This is a genomic window from Hymenobacter cellulosilyticus, from assembly GCF_022919215.1.
Classification (GTDB): Bacteria; Bacteroidota; Bacteroidia; order Cytophagales; family Hymenobacteraceae; genus Hymenobacter; species Hymenobacter cellulosilyticus.
The window spans coordinates 4,990,482-5,005,686 of the sequence record NZ_CP095046.1 but is presented as its reverse complement, the minus strand read 5'-3'; the positions used below and the strand labels follow the sequence as shown (position 1 = coordinate 5,005,686).

Here is a 15,205-nt window from a genome sequence, read left to right as displayed (position 1 = left end):
CAGAACCTGCCGGGCAACACCAAGAAAAACCAGAAGTTGAAGAATTCGAACCAGCCTCACTACTGCTTGATGAAGGGACGAGTCGTGGACGTGGTAGCGGTTTTCACCACCAGCGTGTAGTGGCCGCTGCGCAGCTTGCTTACCGGTACGCGCAGGCTGTTGAGGCCCTGGTTCAGCGTGGTCGTCTGCTCCAGCACCCGGGCACCCAGGCTGTTATACACCTGCAGCGTGGCCGTTTCCTTGCGGTTGTTGGTCAGCTCCACGGTCAGCTCGGTACCGGTAGCGGGGTTGGGGAATACGTCGGCCTTGGCCAGTTCGGGGCGGCCTTTCTCCGTGGCCAGCGTCGTGCCCAGTATGCCTTTGCGGCTGATAACCAGGGTAGTCGACTTGTTGAATACGACCGACTGACCGGCGGCATCCGTCGTAGCCAGGGTGTTGGTAGTAGCGGGGTTCTGCATGGAGATGAACATGAATTTCTCGTCGGGCGAGAAGGTCATGCCCGTGGGCTCACAGCCGTTGGGCGTTACGGCAAACACCTCCACGGCGGGGTTGGCCTCCGTGTGGCAGGGGCGCACTACCCACACGTGGTTGCGGCCGCCGTCCTGCAGCACGTAGAGGTTGCCCTGGGAATCGAAAGTCAGGTTGTCGTTGCCAGTGCCCCAAGCCTCGTTCACGGTAGCCGTGCCGTAGTTGATGGGGTAGGTACGGTTGGTAACGGTAGGCGTGTTGCCCACGAAAATCTCGAAGTTGCTAACCGTCGCGCCGTCGGTGAAGCGGTAAGTAGTGCCGGGGCCTTTGGCGGTAAAGTAGATCTGGCCGGTAACCGGGCTGATTTCGATGTCTTCTACGCCGTTGAAGCTGGTGGCGCCCAGGGCCAGGGCCGAAGCCGTGGTGTTGTTGCACTCGGCCGGCGTACTGTTCGGAATCTGAATCCAGGTGCCGGTGGTGGCAGTGGCTACCGTGCCGTCGAGCTTGAGGGCGTACAAGTTGCCGTTGCCCAGCTGACCGGCCGTGGTGGCCACGTATTTATACACGAAGCTGTTGGCCGAGCCGTCGTCGGCGCCTTCGTAGACGGTGCGGCGGTCGGGGGCTACCACGATGTTCTCGTGCTTGATGCGGCCCATGCGCCAGAGCTTGTCGGGCGTGCCGTTGCCGTCCTGGTCTTTTACGGCGTGGGTAGCCGGGTCAATTTCCACGTTCCAGCCAAAATCCATGTAGCCGTCGCCGTTGCTGTCGGTGGGAGCCGTCGGGGCGTTTTCCTCGCAGGTAATTACCGTGTTCCAGGGCGTCACGCCGCCCGAGCAGTTGTTGAACGTGCCAACCACGGGGCCGAAGTTCACGGGGTGCTTGGCCGTTACGTTCCACAGCTTGGTGGTCGTGTTGAAGCTCAGGTCGAGCATGCTCACGCCCGAAGTAGCCATTGAAGAACCCTCGTGGTTGACGGACAGGTAGCCGTTGGCGCTGCTGCCGTTGATGGGCACGTAGCCGGTAAAGTCAAAAGACTCTTTCACGTTGCCATCGGCAGCGGTAGAGTAAGCCGCTCCGCCCTGTAGCAGCATCTGAAAAGTGTGGGTAGCGGGAATACGCAAGTCCTGGGGCTGGGTGGAGGGCAGTACCGAGGTAAAGCGGCTGATGTGGTCGGTGGGCAGGGTAGGGCAGGGCGTCTGAGCCCGGGCGGCGAGGCTGGCCAGCACGGCGGCAGAGAAGAGGGTAAGCGTCGGTTTCATAGGAAGCTGGTGAGGTGTTGAATGGTGCCGCAAGTACGAAAGGGACTATTGCGCTTGTTTTACGCCCGGGTTAAGGCTTCATCAACCTCCCGTGAAGTTAACGTTATCAACCCGGCTCAGGAAATATTGCCGCCGCCCCGGCGTTGGGACCGTACTACGTAAAATTCCAGTTCGCGCTACCTTCGCCTTTATGCTCCGTTATTCCCTGCCCACTGTTCTGCTGCTTGCCACTGCCTGCGTTCCGCTCGGTACGCCCATTACCGACCCCAATGCCCCGCGTGGTAGTCAGCAGCAGCGCCCCCCGGAATATTACGCCGATAAAACCCTGCGCTACGAGGACTATACCTACAGTCCCGACGTGCGCTCGGTGCAGTGCTACGTGGCCACTGGCCAGAACACGGAGATATTCCAGCCCCCGGTGGTGCCCATCAGCCAGCAGCAGCCCATCGTGCTGGAGTTCGACATGCTGGGCAACGGCTCCCAGCGCCTCACAGCCAAGCTCGTGCACTGCGACGTGGACTGGAAGCCCTCGGTGCTGACCGACCTGCAGTTTCTAAGTGAAATCAACGAGTTTCTCATTACCGACTATCGTACCGGCGTCAATGTGAAGGTGCCCTACTACCACTACCGCATGCAGGTGCCGCGGGTCAAGCTCAGCGGCAACTACCTGCTGGTCGTGAGCAGCGGCGGGGGCACGCCAGTGGTTTCGCGCCGCCTGCTGGTGTATGAAAACGGGGTGGAGGTAGCCATGCGCCAGGGCATTCCGGTGGGCGGGCAGGAGCGCTACACCCTGCAGCAGGTCGACTTCTCGATTGGCTACAACGGGCTGAACCTGGTGAATCCCAGCCAGGAGGTGAAGGTGATGCTGCGCCAGAATTTCCGCTGGGACAACGCCAAAACCAACCTGCGGCCCACCTTCGTGCGCGACGCCGAGCGCCGCCTCGACTACCAGTACTTCAACTTCGAAAACGCCTTCCCGGCCAGCAGCGAGTTTCGCTACTTCGACATGCGCTCCTTGCGCACCATGGGGGCGGGCATGGCCGAGCTGGACCCTACCACTTCGCCCCGCACCGTGGTGCTGAGCCCCGAAGCCACCCGCAACGGGCAGAGCTACACCCAGTTTGAGGACATCAACGGGCAGCGCCTGTTCGAAAGCCGGGAGTATGGCAATGGCGACACCAATGGCGACTACGCTAACGTGACGTTTCAGCTGCGGGCTCCGCAGGCCGCTCCCGGCCCGGTGTACGTCTTCGGCGCCCTCTCCGACTGGAAGCTCCAGGACGAGTTCAAGCTGACGTATAATACCGAGCAGCAGCAGTACACCGGCACGGCCTTGCTCAAACAGGGCTACTACAACTACTATTACGTGGTGGGTAAAGCCGCCGGCGCCCCGATGACGTGTACTTCGAAGGCAGCCACCAGGAAACCGAAAATCAGTACGACTTGCTAGTATACTACCGCCCGCCAGGCACCCGCGCCGACCTGCTGATCGGCTACCAGAGCATCACCGTCAACAGCCGCCGGCCGTGAGGTGAGATAGTAAAATGGTGAAATGGTGAGTTGTTGTTTTGTCGCGTCTGTCATGGCGAGCTTGCGAAGCCATCCGTCCTCTGAAATGTGCTGAGTTCCCTAAACTGAAAAGCCCTGACGTTAGCGTAACGTCAGGGCTTTCTGGGTAAAAGAGCGGTTGTCACTAGCAGAGGACGGATGGCTTCGCTCTGCTCGCCATGACACGGCTAAAAGAACGATAAACTCACCATTTCACCATCTCACCACTTCCCCTCCGCGCCGCCGCCACCGGACTCGCCGCCGCCGAACTGGAAGCCGGGCTCGTGGGGCTGCAGGGAGCTTTCGGTCACGTGCGACATGACCAGGGACTCCAGGTTTAGCTGACTAAAAGCGGGGCTGCCGGCGGGCTGGGAGGTGAGGCCGTGGCGGGCGGGGCGCAGGTAGCGCAGGGCCCAGCCCGACAGCCCGATCAGGAACAAGCCGCCCAGGGTGAGGGCCCATTCCGGGGGCAGCACCGAGCGGTAGAAGCGGTAGGTATAGATGGAAAAGCACAAACCCAGCAGGCCCGCGTAGAGTAGAATCCGGTCGGCGCGCCGCAGGCCCTGGTAGAGGTAGACCAGCGGAATAGCCACGGTAAAGAGGTAGAACAGCGGGGCAAAGGGGATTTGCTGTGAAAACTCCAGATGATTGAGCAGGGCATTGGCTTCGCGTACCACCAGGTAGTTGCCGGCCAGGTAGAAGAAGGCCAGGGTCAGGGCCTTTACCGTGCGCACGGCCGGGCGGTAGTAGAGGTAGTCGGGGCGGCGGGTGAGCTGCCGCACCAGCCAGTAGCTGCCGACGCAGGCCAGCATCAGGGCAAAGGGCAGCAGGGCCCGGCCCAGCGGCAGCCGGAGCACCACCGCGCCCACAATGCCCAGGTAGAGCAGCTGGGTGAGGGCAGCAGCCAGCGGGTCGGCGTAGCGGATGATGGCCGTCAGCATCACCACGGCCAGCAGCGCCAGCAGGGGCCAGAGCAGCCCGTACTCTTGCAAATCGTCCAGGTCGATGGAGTGGGGCATTAGCAGGTCGTACCCGATAACGAGGGCCACGGCGAAGTAGGCCACGCCCAAGTAGAGCAGGGCGTTGTCGACGCCGGAGCGGTAGAGGTGGTTAGAGGAAATAAGCACTTCCAGCAGCAGCAACGAGCCCCCGCCACACAGCAGGCAGCCCAGCAGCCCCCGCACCTCCTCCGAGTCGCCCCGGGGGCTGCCGATTCCCATAACGGCCAGAAAGACCAGTCCCGCGGCCGTCATATTACCCAGGCAGGTGAAAATGAACAGGGCAATGCGGATAAACAGGTGGGGCTGGTAGAACTCGCTCGGAAACGCCTCCCCAATGGCCTTAACCTGTTCCGGCAACAGCAGCTTGGCCTTACCCCAGCGCCGGGCCGTGTCCTGCACCAGCCGGTTGAAAATCCACTCTTCGTTATATGCCTTCTTGCTCATGGCTGCCCACAATTTTTTTCAGATTCAACAGTAGCAAGATTACGCCCACGGCCGAGGCCGGAAAGTACACGAAGGCCGTTACTTCAAAATCCCGGTCCAGTTCCGACAGCTGGAAGTACAGGTAGGTTACGGCTATGTAGCCGTAGAGGGCTCCCAGCAGCACAAACACGTAGGAGTGGGTGCGCCGGGCATACCAGTACAAAGCCGCGCTGAGCCCGATAATGAGCAGCGCCGCCAGCACCGGCGGCAGAAAGCTCGCCTCGAAGTGGCCCCGAAACATGGCCGTCAGCAGCGCTATCAGGGCCAGGTTGCTGCCCAGCAGCACGTAGGTGTAGCTGAAGTGCTTTTTCTTGTCCTGGTATTCCGAGGCCAGCCCCACCACGGCCAAGCAGAGCCCCAGCCCAATAGCAATGGCATCGAGGTGGGGCAGCGCGTAGTTGTTCGACGTGAAGGCCGACAGCGGGGCCACGGACACGCCCACCCAGGCCGCCAGCCCGGTAATGGCCATCGAGAGCACGCCGCGGTGGTCGAACCGGTAGGCGCAGGCAAAGAAGACCAGGGTGGGCAAAATCACCAGCAGGCCGTAGCGGGTGCCAAACACGTTGTACTGGTACTGCAGGTAGCCCAGCAGCGTGAGCAGCGTGAGGCAGGCCAGCAGCAGGGCATAGTCGGCCCCGGTTGAGTTGCGGGCGGCCTGCCAGGTAAACGGCTGCCGCTTGCGGTAGGCATAGGTGAAGCCAGCCGCCGAAAGCAGGCCAATGAGGGCTACAATCACGCCGTGCCCGATGGTGTCGATGTTCTTGTAAATCAGCAAGCCCAGGCCCGTGCTCAGCAGCGTGACGCCCAAGGAAAGGAAGGTGCGCAGCTCATAGTAGAGCGAAAAAGGCTTTTCCCGCTCGTAGGTGCCGATGGCGTCGGCCTGCTCGGCGGAAACAAGGTGGGCGGCCCGCAAAGCAGCCAGAATTCTTTCAGTCATAGAGAATAGGGGTGCGCCCGGTAGAGGTCAGCGCAGTAAACATAGGGGTTTTCTAATGCCTGAACAGTAGTTGCCTTGCCCTGCCATATCCCTGGTAAAGGTTCCTGAAGCAAAGAATGTACGGCCTGCCCGGGGTTGAATTACCGCCCGGGGCCATTCGCAGCGGGGTGTAACCAAAGCGTGCGGCTGGCGTTGCAGGACCACACACCGTTCCTCTCCCGCCTATGAAACCCACCTTGCCTCTGGCTACTGCTCTGTTGCTGGCTTCAGCCTGCTCCACCAATCCCGTTACCGGTAAAAAGGAAGTGATGCTCGTCTCCAAAGGCCAGGAGCTGGCCATGGGGCAGCAGTCGGACCCGGCCGTAACGGCGCAATTTGGCCTGTATCCGGACCAGAAGCTGCAGAACTTTATCAACGAGAAGGGCAAGGCCATGGGAGCCATTTCCCACCGCTCCGACCTGACCTATCAGTTCCGCGTCGTCGATTCGCCGGTGATTAATGCCTTTGCTATTCCCGGCGGCTACGTGTACTTCACCCGCGGCATTATGGCCCATTTCAACAACGAGGCGCAGTTTGCCGGCGTACTGGGCCACGAAATCGGCCACGTCACGGCCCGGCACTCGGCCAAGCAGCAAACCAACGCCATTATCGGGCAGGTGGGCCTGATGGGGCCATGATTGCCTCGCCCCGCCTGGCCCAGTTTGGCGAGCAGGCCGCCCAGGGCATGCAGCTGCTCTTCCTCAAGTTCGGCCGCGACGACGAAAGCCAGTCTGATGAGCTGGGCGTGGAATATTCGTCGAAGATTGGCTACGACGCTTCCCAGATGGCCGACTTCTTCCAGACCTTGCAGCGGGAGCAGGAAAAAAGCGCTGCCCAGCCCGTGCCCGACTTCCTTTCGACCCACCCCAACCCGGCCGACCGCTACAACCGCGTGCACCAGCTGGCCGACCAGTGGAAGCAGCAGAACGGCAACCCGCAGAACCTGAAAATCAACCGGGACCAGTACCTGCGCCTGATTGACGGCATCGTGTACGGCGAGGACCCACGCCAGGGCTTCGTGGAAAACAACGCCTTCTATCACCCCGAGCTGAAGTTCCGCTTCCCGGTGCCTAGCGGCTGGAAGCACCAGAACACGCCCCAGCAGTTTCAGATGGCCGACCCCGCCGGCAAGGCCCTGATGATGCTGGCCCTGGCCCCCGGCGCCTCCCTCGACGAGGCCGCTCAGGCCATGGTCAAGCAGTTCAGCCTGCAGCCCACCGACTCGCGCCGCACCACCGTCAATGGCTTCCCGGCCCTGGCCTTCGTGGCCGACCAGGTGCAGCAGGACCCGCAAACCGGGCAGTCGGTGGCGGGCGTCCGGGCCCAGGTTTACCTGATTCAGGACGGAAAAACCATCTACGCCCTGCTCGGCGCCGCCGCTCCGGCCGACTTTCCGGCTTACCAGCCCACGTTTAGCAGCACCATGGAAGGCTTTGCTCGCCTCACTGAGCCCGATAAGCTCAACCGCCAGCCCGAACACGTGCGCATCAAAACCCTGAAGCTGCGCAGCTCCCTGAGCCAGGCCCTCAAAACCAACGGCGTGCCCGAAGCCCGCCTAGAGGAAATGGCCATTCTCAACGGCATGCAGCTCAACGAGCAAGTCAACGCTGGCTCCCTGATAAAGGTGGTGGGCAAGTAAGGGCCAAGCTTTACCAGAACGTCATTCCGAGCGAAGCCGAGGAATCTCGCGTGCTAACGTTGCCAAAGTATGTATCATGCTGAGCCCCGCGAAGCATCTCTACCGCTTCGTTGCTTTGCTAATTCAATAGCATTGCGGGAGAGATGCTTCGACTCCGCTACGCTGCACTCAGCATGACGGTCATGCATGTCGGCTTTCTAGGTTGGCAGGTTTTTTGGCTTAGCCTCTCTAACCGCCCCGTTTCACGGCGGTCAGGGAGCAGTTCTCCCGGTTTGCAACCCTGCCCGCGGGGCGGCCGTTGCAAGCTCATCCTTCCCCATTCTACGCGGCTCCGGGCCGCTTCTCTACTATGAAATCTTCCCTGTTGCGCGGCCTTTCCACCGGTGCCCTGTTGCTGGCCTTGCTGCCCCTGAGCAGCTCTACGACTTCGGCCCCTACCGAAAAACCTTTCCGCTATTACCTGGCCCCCTTGCAAGGCCCTAAGCCCGACCCGGCCGTGCTGGCTCAGTTTGGCCTTTACAGCAACGCCACCCTGCAACGCCTCATCGATACCAAGGGCCAGCAGATGAACAAGGTGTCGGACCGCCCCGGCGACTATGGCTTTACCATCGTCGATTCGCCGGTGATTAACGCCTTTGCCACGCCCGACGGCCACGTGTATTTTACCCGCGGCATCATGGCCTACTTCAATAATGAGGCGCAGTTTGCTGGCGTACTGGGCCACGAGCTGGGCCACATTACGGCCCGCCACGGACAGAAGCAGCAGAGCCGTTCCACTATTGCCAACATTGGCCTGCTGCTGGGTTCGGTGGTGTCGCCCAACTTGGTGGGCCGCTTTGCTCAGCCGTTGTCGCAGGTCGTGGGCCTGGGTTTGCTCAAGTACGGCCGCGACGCGGAGAATGAGGCCGACGTGCTGGGCGTGAAATACTCGACCAAAATCGGGTACGATGCCTCCAACATGGCCGACTTCTTCCAAACCCTGCAGCGCACCGAGCAGCAAAGCGGCGCGGGCGGCGTGCCGACTTTCCTTTCTACTCACCCCAACTCAGCCGACCGCTACACCCGCGTAAAAGGTCTGGCCGCCCAGGCCAAGCAGCAGGTGGGCTCAGCCAAGCTGAACGTGAACCGGGATGCGTATCTGCGCTCCATCGAAGGCCTGCCCTTCGGGAAGACCCGCGCCAGGGCTTCGTGGAAGGCGGCGTGTTTTACCATCCCGACCTGAAATTCCGCTTCCCGGTGCCTTCGGGCTGGAAAACCCAGAACTCGCCCGAGCAGTTTCAGATGGCCGAGCCCAATGGTAAAGCCCTGATTGCGCTGCTGCCCGCTCCTGGTAACTCCCTGGACGCCGCCGCCGAGGCTCTGGTGACCCAGCTCAAGCTGCAGTCGGCCCAGGCCAGCCGCACGACCATCAACGGCTTCCCCGCCGTGGCTATTCAGGCTGATCAGGTGGGCCAGGACCAGAGTGGGCAGCAGGGCATTACGGCCCGCACGCTCACCTACCTGATTCAGGACGGCCAGAGCATCTTCGCCCTTATCGGCCTGACCTCACCTTCCTCGTTTGGCACGTATTCCGGTACGTTTAGCAGCGTAGCCCAGGGCTTCAGTCGCCTCACCGACGCTAGCAAGCTGAACCGCCAGCCCGAGAAAATCCGCATTAAAACGGTGAAAACCGCTACTACGCTCGGCGCCGCTTTGGCCGCTAATGGCATTCCTTCGGCCCGCCGCGAGGATATGGCCATTCTCAACGGCATGCAGCTGACGACGAAGCTGCCCGCCGGCACCTTGTTTAAGGTAGTTGGGAAGTAGCAGGTCGGAATTAAGCGTAAGCAGAAAGCTCCGCTGAGGTATTCCTCGGCGGAGCTTTTTTATGTACAAATACGGATCCGCATGGATTCGCCAGCATCAGAGCCTAGAAGTAAGCTGACAGGAGTGCAGCCTGCAGGAAAAGCAATGTTGGCGGGCAGCATCACTGCCTGAAATAAAATTGGCACCTTGCGGTCAGGTGTATAATTTAAAACTACCCGGCTTTCTCAAGTCTAGTTTGCTACAATGATAAAGGAGACGACTCTGCGCAGGCTCCGACAGCTGCTGCTTTATGCTTCGCTGAGTTCCGGGCTGCTGCCACGACCGGTGGCACAGGCGCAATCTGTAGCAGAAACCTCTAACAGCCCGGCGCGTCTGATTGACCAGCAGGGGCGGGTCTGGGAAGCTGCCGTGCCCGGATTGCGGCTGACGGAAGGCAGCCGCAACACCCGCTTCACTACCCGTAACGGGCTGAGCAACGACACCGTCTCGGCCCTTGCGCAGGACGCGGCCGGGCAGGTGTGGGTAGGTACTCGCGAAGGGCTGCTGGTGCTGGAAGGAGGCGGTTTCCGCGAAATCACCTACCAGGAAGGCTTGCCCAGCAAGCAAATTACTGCTTTATATCAAGCCCCCGAAGGTCTGCTCTGGGTGGGTACCCGGGCCGGGGCGGTACGCTACGAAAACCGCCGCCTGACGCTCGAAACGGCCCTGCGCGGACTAGATGTGCAGTTTATCGGGGAAGATGCGCAAAGCTGGGTGTTCGTGACCCGCCAAGGCATTCGTCGCCTGCCTAAGGAGCAGCCCTTCAGCTGGCAGTGGTTGGGCTGGCTGGCGGCCGGGGCCGCGCTGCTCGGTGGCGTGCTCTGGACCCGTCGCCGCCGGCAGCGGGGGCAGCACGTGCAGCTGCGCCTGGCCCAAACCGAGCAGCAGGCCCTGCTGGCCCAGATGAATCCGCACTTCGTCTTCAACTCCCTGCAGTCCATTCAGAAGTACATTCTGCGCCACGAGTCGGAAGCTGCTCAGCATTACTTAGCCCGTTTTGGCGGCCTGATGCGCCTGATTCTGGAACAGTCGCGCCAGCCGCTGCTCACCGTGCGCACCGAGTTGAACCTGCTGCGCACCTACCTGGAGCTGGAGGCCCTGCGCTTCGAGCAGCAGTTTACTTACGCCGTAATGGCCGACGACACCCTGCTGGAAGAGGAAATTCCGGCCATGCTGCTGCACCCTTTCGTCGAAAATGCCGTGTGGCACGGCCTGGCCCACCACACCGGGCAGGGCCACGTCGAGGTTCATCTGAGCAGGGAAGGGGAGTACCTGGTGGCGGTAGTGCAAGACAATGGTGTTGGTCGGCAGCGGGCTGCCGGGCAGAGCGGCACCCACGCCGGCTTTCCGTCCCGGGGCATGGGCATCGTGCAGGAGCGGGTGGCCTTGCTCAACCAGCAGGCCCGCCACCCCATTACTATCGAAATTATTGACCTAGGTAGGCCCGGTAGTACCGCCCAGGGTACCCGCGTGGTGGTGCGCATTCCGCGGCAGCATGCCTAAAGCGGCGCGGCGGTTGGGTATAGGCTTCAACCTATATACCTTGCTGCCAACTCCGCTACGTACTGCCTGCCTCTGCCCGTGACCCGCACTATTCTTATCGACGACGAAACCAACACTCGAACCGCGTTGCGCGCCCTGCTGGAGCATTATTGCCCCGAGGTCACGATAATCGGGGAGGCGGCCTCGGCCGAGGAAGGCTTGCAGCTGCTGCGCCAGCAAACGCCCGATCTGCTGTTTCTGGACGTGGAAATGCCCCTGGGCTCGGGTTTCGACCTGCTCGACATGCTGGGCACGGCCTCCTTCGACATCATCTTCACCACGGCCCACGACCGGTACGCCCTGCGCGCCATCAAGTTTTGCGCCCTGGACTACCTGCTCAAGCCGGTGAGCGTAACTGACCTGCGCGAAGCCGTGGCCAAAACCCAGCGGCAGCAAGCTCCGGTAGCCGCCCAGCTCCACACCTTCTACGACAACATGCGGGAGCGTACGGGTTTAGCTGGCAAAGTCGTTTTGCCTACCATGCAGGGCTTCGAAGTGGTGGAAGTGGCCCACGTGGTGCGCTGCCAGGCCGACGACAACTACACGCTCTTCGTGCTCGAAGGCAAGGAGCGGATTTTGGTCAGCCGCACGCTCAAGGAGTACGAGGAGCTGTTTGCCGACTACGGCTTTATCCGCGTCCACCAGTCCCACCTCATCAATGCGGCCCACGTGAAGCGCTACATCAAGGGCAGCGGGGGCTACGTGCAGCTCACCGACGACTCCATCATCGAAGTCTCGCGCCGCAAAAAGGACGAGCTGATGAAGCGTTTCCAGGTCTGAGGCGGCCTGCCCGATACTACCGCCCCGCCGCAACCGGCCAGCAAGCAGTTGCGCAGTTCAGTATGCCTTTATTTGGTCTTTTTTGAGCTGATCAACTACTTCAACACCTTGAATTTATGCCGGCGCCCGTGCTCATTCCGACTGAACAGTACTTTAAGCCATTTGCAGGCCGGTATGTAGATTTAAACGCCAGAACCGGCGGCTGGCTGCTGGCTTTTTTCAGTCTCACCCGCTTTGCGCTGGTACTGCAGGCCAACGTCACCAAAAGCTACCAGGTGGTGGCCCTGATTTTCGTGGCCATGATTCTGCTGCCCTTCCTGCTGCTGACCCGGGCCGGCCGCCGGCAAATCGGCCTGGTGTGGCCCGCGCGCTGGGGCGGCGTACTGCTCGGCGGTGTGCTGGGCGTGGTAAGCTGCGCGGTGCTTTTTTATTTGGCCACGCTGTGCTTCGGCCTGACAGGTAGCAACCCCTTGGTTTACATTTCCCGCACCTACCGGGTGCCGATTGTGCTGACTGAAGACACCCGCCGGCTGTTTTTCCTGATTTACGCCGGCATCAGTATGCTGTTTAGCCCCATCGGAGAAGAGCTCTTCTACCGGGGACTAGTGCACGAATGCTTCCGGGCGAGCATGGGCAATGCCCGGGCTACGCTGCTCGACAGCGCCGCGTTTGCCGGGGTTCACCTCGCGCATTTTGGTCTGGTGTACTCAGGTTCAAGCTGGCACTTTCTGCCCGGGCCCAGTCTGCTCTGGGTGGCGGCGCTCTTCGTCAGTTGCCTGTTGTTTTCCCTGGGCCGCGCCAAAAGCGGCTCAGTGCTGGGTGCCATAGTGGCGCACGCGCTGTTCAACGTGACGATGAGCTACTTCATCTTTTACCACATCCTTTGAGTGCTAGGGCGTCGCCCCGGTCCGGCGGGGCCTCGCCCAGGCCTGCCGGATTCTAGCCGGCACCGACCACTTACTCATTTCACGTTGCCGGGCGCGGGTAAGAAAGGCATGTTTACGGCAGAAAACCGCGTGGCAGGCGCCACGACACCGCTCCTAAACTCCTATCCGCATGGACCTAATCATCAAAAACCTGTCGAAGACCTACCCCAACGGGGTGAAAGCTCTCGACAACGTGAGTCTGACCATTCCGCAGGGCATGTTTGGTTTGCTCGGCCCCAACGGCGCCGGCAAAAGCTCCCTGATGCGCACCATTGCCACCCTGCAGGCGCCCGACAGCGGCAGCATCCACCTCGACGCCATCGACGCGCTGCACGACCAAATGGCCCTGCGCCGGGTATTGGGCTACCTGCCCCAGGAGTTTGGCGTCTACCCCCGCGTGTCGGCCGAGGACTTGCTCGACCACATGGCCGTCGTCAAGGGCATTGTGAACCGCGGGGAGCGGCGCGAGACGGTGAAGGCCCTGCTGGAGCAAACCAACCTCTACGAAGTGCGCAAGCGCAGCATCAGCACGTTTTCCGGCGGCATGAAGCAGCGCTTTGGCATTGCCCAGGCTCTCATCGGAAATCCCCTGCTCATCATCGTCGACGAGCCCACCGCCGGCCTCGACCCCGGGGAGCGGAACCGGTTTTACAACCTGCTGAGCGAAATTGGGGAAAATATCATCGTCATTCTGAGCACCCATATCGTGGACGATGTGCGGGAGCTGTGCCGCAACATGGCCATCATCAACCAGGGGCGGGTGCTGTTTGCCGGTCAGCCCCAGGCCGCCATGCAGGAGCTCAAGGGCCGCATCTGGGAAAGAACCATCGAGAAGGCTGAGCTAGCCGAGTACCAGCAGCAGTACCAGGTGATTTCGACCAAGCTGCTGGCCGGGCAACCCCTGCTGCACGTGTGCGGCGACGATTTGGAGTCGGCTGGGTTCCAGGCCGTGGAGCCCAGTCTGGAAGACGTGTTTTTCTCCACCATTCAGGGGAAAGCTGTGCAGTCAACTCTTCTCCACGCCTAAGCCCACTGCCATGTTTACCGCTTTTCTCCGCTTCGAGTTGGCTACCTGGCGCAAGCAGCCGCTCACCTATATCTTCCTGGCCGTTACCTTCGGAATAACGTTTCTGGCCATGCTCTGGCCCAACCTGCAGATGGGCCAGGACCTGCGCAATCTGAACGTCAACGCGCCCTTCGCCATCCTGAGCCGGGCCGGGGCCATGACCATGCTCTGCCTGCTCTTTATCACGGCCATCATGGCCAGCACGGCCACCCGCGACTCGGGCTCGGGCTACGCCCAGGTGCTGTATGCCGCCCCGCTCGAAAAGGGCGGCTACCTCTGGGGCCGCTTCACGGGCGGGGTGCTGGTGGCCGTGCTGGCCCTGCTGGGCATGCTGCTGGCTATTGTGCTGGGTACTTTGCTCAACGAGCCCGCCCGGGTGGGCGCGTTTCAACTGGCGCCCTACCTGCAGGCCGTCAGTCTGTTTATCGTGCCCAACGTGGTGCTGGCCGGGGCCATTGTATACTGCCTCACAGTGCTGACGCGCAACACGGTCTACGCCTTCATTGGCGCCCTGGGGCTGATGATGGGCTTTGTGCTGGTCGGTTTGCTGACGCCTAATCTGGACACGCCGGCCAGCGTGCTGCTGCTCGACCCCTTTGGCCTGCGTACCCTGCACTCCCTGACCAAGTACTGGACCGTATCGGAGAAAAACACCGCGGTGCTGGATTTCGCCGGCCCGCTGCTCACCAACCGCCTCGTGTGGCTGGGCATAGCCGGCGCCCTGATGGGCCTGACCCACGGCGTGTTTTCCTTCACCACTTCCACCGGCAAAGCCAAAAAGCAGCGCCTGGCCGATGCTCCCGCTCCGGTGCGTGCCGCCGCGCCCACGCCCCGGCCCCAGGTGCAGCCCCGCCACGACCGGGGTGCCGCCCTGGTACAGCTCACCCAGCAGGCCCGCCTCGACCTGTTTGGCATTCTGAAAAGCGTGCCGTTCTGGATTCTGCTCGGCCTGGGCCTGCTCAACCTGCTCAGCGTTGCGGCCACGGGGCGGAGCGGGAAGGTGGGCACTTCTACCCGGTCACCTATACCATGCTCGACCATATTAATGGGACCTACGCCACCTTCGTGCTGGCCGTGCTGGTGTACTACGGCGGGGCCCTGGTGTGGAAAGAACAGGACGCCCGCCTCGACGGTATCCTGGACGCTTCGCCCCGTCCGTCGTGGGTGCCTTACGCGGCTAAAATGCTGACGCTGGTGGTTATCACCGCCTTTCTGACGACGATGGGCGTGCTGGTGTGCGTGGGCGCCCAGGCCCTGCAGGGCTACACCAACTTTCAATGGAGCCTCTATGGGCAGGCCGTGTTTGGCATCGAGTTTACCCGCTACCTAATGGTCATTGTGGGCACGGTGTTCTTGCACGTGTTGCTGCGCAACAAATTCCTGGCCTATGGCCTGACGGTGGCCATCATCCTGCTGCAGGCCATCAGCGGCGCCGCCCTCGATTGGAACAACAACCTCTTCCGCTTCGCCGACACACCCACCTTTACCTACTCCGACATGAACGGCTTCGGGCCTTTCGCCGAAAGCATCGTGTGGTTTAAGCTCTACTGGATGTCCTTTACGGTGCTGCTCGTGGCCCTCACGGCCGGGCTGTGGGTGCGGGGCCGGGCCGTGAGCGGAGCATTCAGTGCTACGCAATTGCGGCAGTCCTTTACGCCCACGCTGCGGGCTG

13 protein-coding genes are annotated in these 15,205 nt (G+C 61.6%); 10 read left to right on the top strand and 3 right to left on the bottom strand.

The window, feature by feature from the left end; all coding sequences use genetic code 11:
- Nucleotides 1-59 precede the first annotated feature (59 nt).
- Nucleotides 60-1,727, bottom strand: a complete 1,668-nt coding sequence (locus MUN79_RS24575) for an alkaline phosphatase PhoX (protein WP_244675144.1) — start codon at nt 1,725-1,727, stop codon at nt 60-62.
- 190 nt (nt 1,728-1,917) lie between these two features.
- Here MUN79_RS24575 and MUN79_RS24570 point away from each other — a divergent pair, with 190 nt between their 5' ends.
- The gene (locus MUN79_RS24570) at nt 1,918-3,177 is read left to right on the top strand and encodes a type IX secretion system plug protein (RefSeq protein ID WP_244675143.1); all 1,260 of its coding nucleotides are present in this window, start codon (nt 1,918-1,920) and stop codon (nt 3,175-3,177) included.
- Between the two features lie 319 nt (nt 3,178-3,496).
- Here MUN79_RS24570 and MUN79_RS24565 read toward each other — a convergent pair whose 3' ends face one another.
- Together MUN79_RS24565 and MUN79_RS24560 are read right to left on the bottom strand one after the other, a co-directional pair.
- Nucleotides 3,497-4,720 (bottom strand): hypothetical protein, encoded by a 1,224-nt coding sequence (locus tag MUN79_RS24565; protein ID WP_244675142.1) that lies wholly within the window; start codon nt 4,718-4,720, stop codon nt 3,497-3,499.
- Nucleotides 4,701-5,696, bottom strand: a complete 996-nt coding sequence (locus MUN79_RS24560) for a DUF2157 domain-containing protein (RefSeq protein ID WP_244675141.1) — start codon at nt 5,694-5,696, stop codon at nt 4,701-4,703. The genes MUN79_RS24565 and MUN79_RS24560 overlap by 20 nt, the downstream gene beginning before the upstream one ends.
- 224 nt (nt 5,697-5,920) lie before the next feature.
- Between MUN79_RS24560 and MUN79_RS31460 the strand changes: the two genes are divergently transcribed.
- From MUN79_RS31460 to MUN79_RS24520, 9 genes are all read left to right on the top strand, one after another.
- Nucleotides 5,921-6,373: a M48 family metalloprotease gene (locus MUN79_RS31460; RefSeq protein WP_311136588.1), complete on the top strand. Its 453-nt coding sequence runs from the start codon at nt 5,921-5,923 to the stop codon at nt 6,371-6,373.
- Entirely contained in the window at nt 6,370-7,374 is a 1,005-nt protein-coding gene (locus MUN79_RS24555) for a M48 family metalloprotease (RefSeq protein ID WP_311136587.1), read from the top strand. Before MUN79_RS31460 ends, MUN79_RS24555 begins: the two co-directional genes overlap by 4 nt.
- 349 nt (nt 7,375-7,723) lie before the next feature.
- Complete coding sequence (locus tag MUN79_RS24550; protein ID WP_244675140.1) at nt 7,724-8,596, top strand: M48 family metalloprotease; 873 nt, start codon at nt 7,724-7,726, stop codon at nt 8,594-8,596.
- Nucleotides 8,575-9,180 (top strand): hypothetical protein, encoded by a 606-nt coding sequence (locus MUN79_RS24545; protein WP_244675139.1) that lies wholly within the window; start codon nt 8,575-8,577, stop codon nt 9,178-9,180. The genes MUN79_RS24550 and MUN79_RS24545 overlap by 22 nt, the downstream gene beginning before the upstream one ends.
- A 324-nt stretch (nt 9,181-9,504) precedes the next feature.
- Nucleotides 9,505-10,722, top strand: coding sequence for a sensor histidine kinase (locus MUN79_RS24540; protein WP_244675138.1), 1,218 nt, complete (start codon nt 9,505-9,507; stop codon nt 10,720-10,722).
- Between the two features lie 78 nt (nt 10,723-10,800).
- The gene (locus MUN79_RS24535) at nt 10,801-11,541 is read left to right on the top strand and encodes a LytR/AlgR family response regulator transcription factor (protein ID WP_244675137.1); all 741 of its coding nucleotides are present in this window, start codon (nt 10,801-10,803) and stop codon (nt 11,539-11,541) included.
- A gap of 116 nt (nt 11,542-11,657) precedes the next feature.
- On the top strand, nt 11,658-12,428 hold the full coding sequence (locus tag MUN79_RS24530; protein WP_244675136.1) for a CPBP family intramembrane glutamic endopeptidase: 771 nt from the start codon (nt 11,658-11,660) through the stop codon (nt 12,426-12,428).
- 169 nt (nt 12,429-12,597) lie between these two features.
- Nucleotides 12,598-13,494, top strand: coding sequence for an ABC transporter ATP-binding protein (locus tag MUN79_RS24525; RefSeq protein WP_244675135.1), 897 nt, complete (start codon nt 12,598-12,600; stop codon nt 13,492-13,494).
- Between the two features lie 10 nt (nt 13,495-13,504).
- Nucleotides 13,505-14,722 carry an ABC transporter permease gene (locus MUN79_RS24520; protein ID WP_244675134.1) on the top strand — a complete coding sequence of 406 codons (1,218 nt, stop codon included), beginning with the start codon at nt 13,505-13,507 and terminating at the stop codon, nt 14,720-14,722.
- The last annotated feature ends 483 nt before the right edge of the window (nt 14,723-15,205 follow it).

Excerpts from the sequence above, each read along its gene's own strand:
- MUN79_RS24520 (WP_244675134.1), top strand. The coding sequence starts at position 13,505 with ATGTTTACCGCTTTTCTCCGCTTCGAGTTGGCTACCTGGCGCAAGCAG.
- MUN79_RS24575 (WP_244675144.1), bottom strand. The coding sequence starts at position 1,727 with ATGAAACCGACGCTTACCCTCTTCTCTGCCGCCGTGCTGGCCAGCCTC.
- MUN79_RS24550 (WP_244675140.1), top strand. The coding sequence starts at position 7,724 with ATGAAATCTTCCCTGTTGCGCGGCCTTTCCACCGGTGCCCTGTTGCTG.
- MUN79_RS24570 (WP_244675143.1), top strand. The coding sequence starts at position 1,918 with ATGCTCCGTTATTCCCTGCCCACTGTTCTGCTGCTTGCCACTGCCTGC.
- MUN79_RS24525 (WP_244675135.1), top strand. The coding sequence starts at position 12,598 with ATGGACCTAATCATCAAAAACCTGTCGAAGACCTACCCCAACGGGGTG.
- MUN79_RS24565 (WP_244675142.1), bottom strand. The coding sequence starts at position 4,720 with ATGAGCAAGAAGGCATATAACGAAGAGTGGATTTTCAACCGGCTGGTG.
- MUN79_RS24530 (WP_244675136.1), top strand. The coding sequence starts at position 11,658 with ATGCCGGCGCCCGTGCTCATTCCGACTGAACAGTACTTTAAGCCATTT.
- MUN79_RS24560 (WP_244675141.1), bottom strand. The coding sequence starts at position 5,696 with ATGACTGAAAGAATTCTGGCTGCTTTGCGGGCCGCCCACCTTGTTTCC.
- MUN79_RS31460 (WP_311136588.1), top strand. The coding sequence starts at position 5,921 with ATGAAACCCACCTTGCCTCTGGCTACTGCTCTGTTGCTGGCTTCAGCC.
- MUN79_RS24555 (WP_311136587.1), top strand. The coding sequence starts at position 6,370 with ATGATTGCCTCGCCCCGCCTGGCCCAGTTTGGCGAGCAGGCCGCCCAG.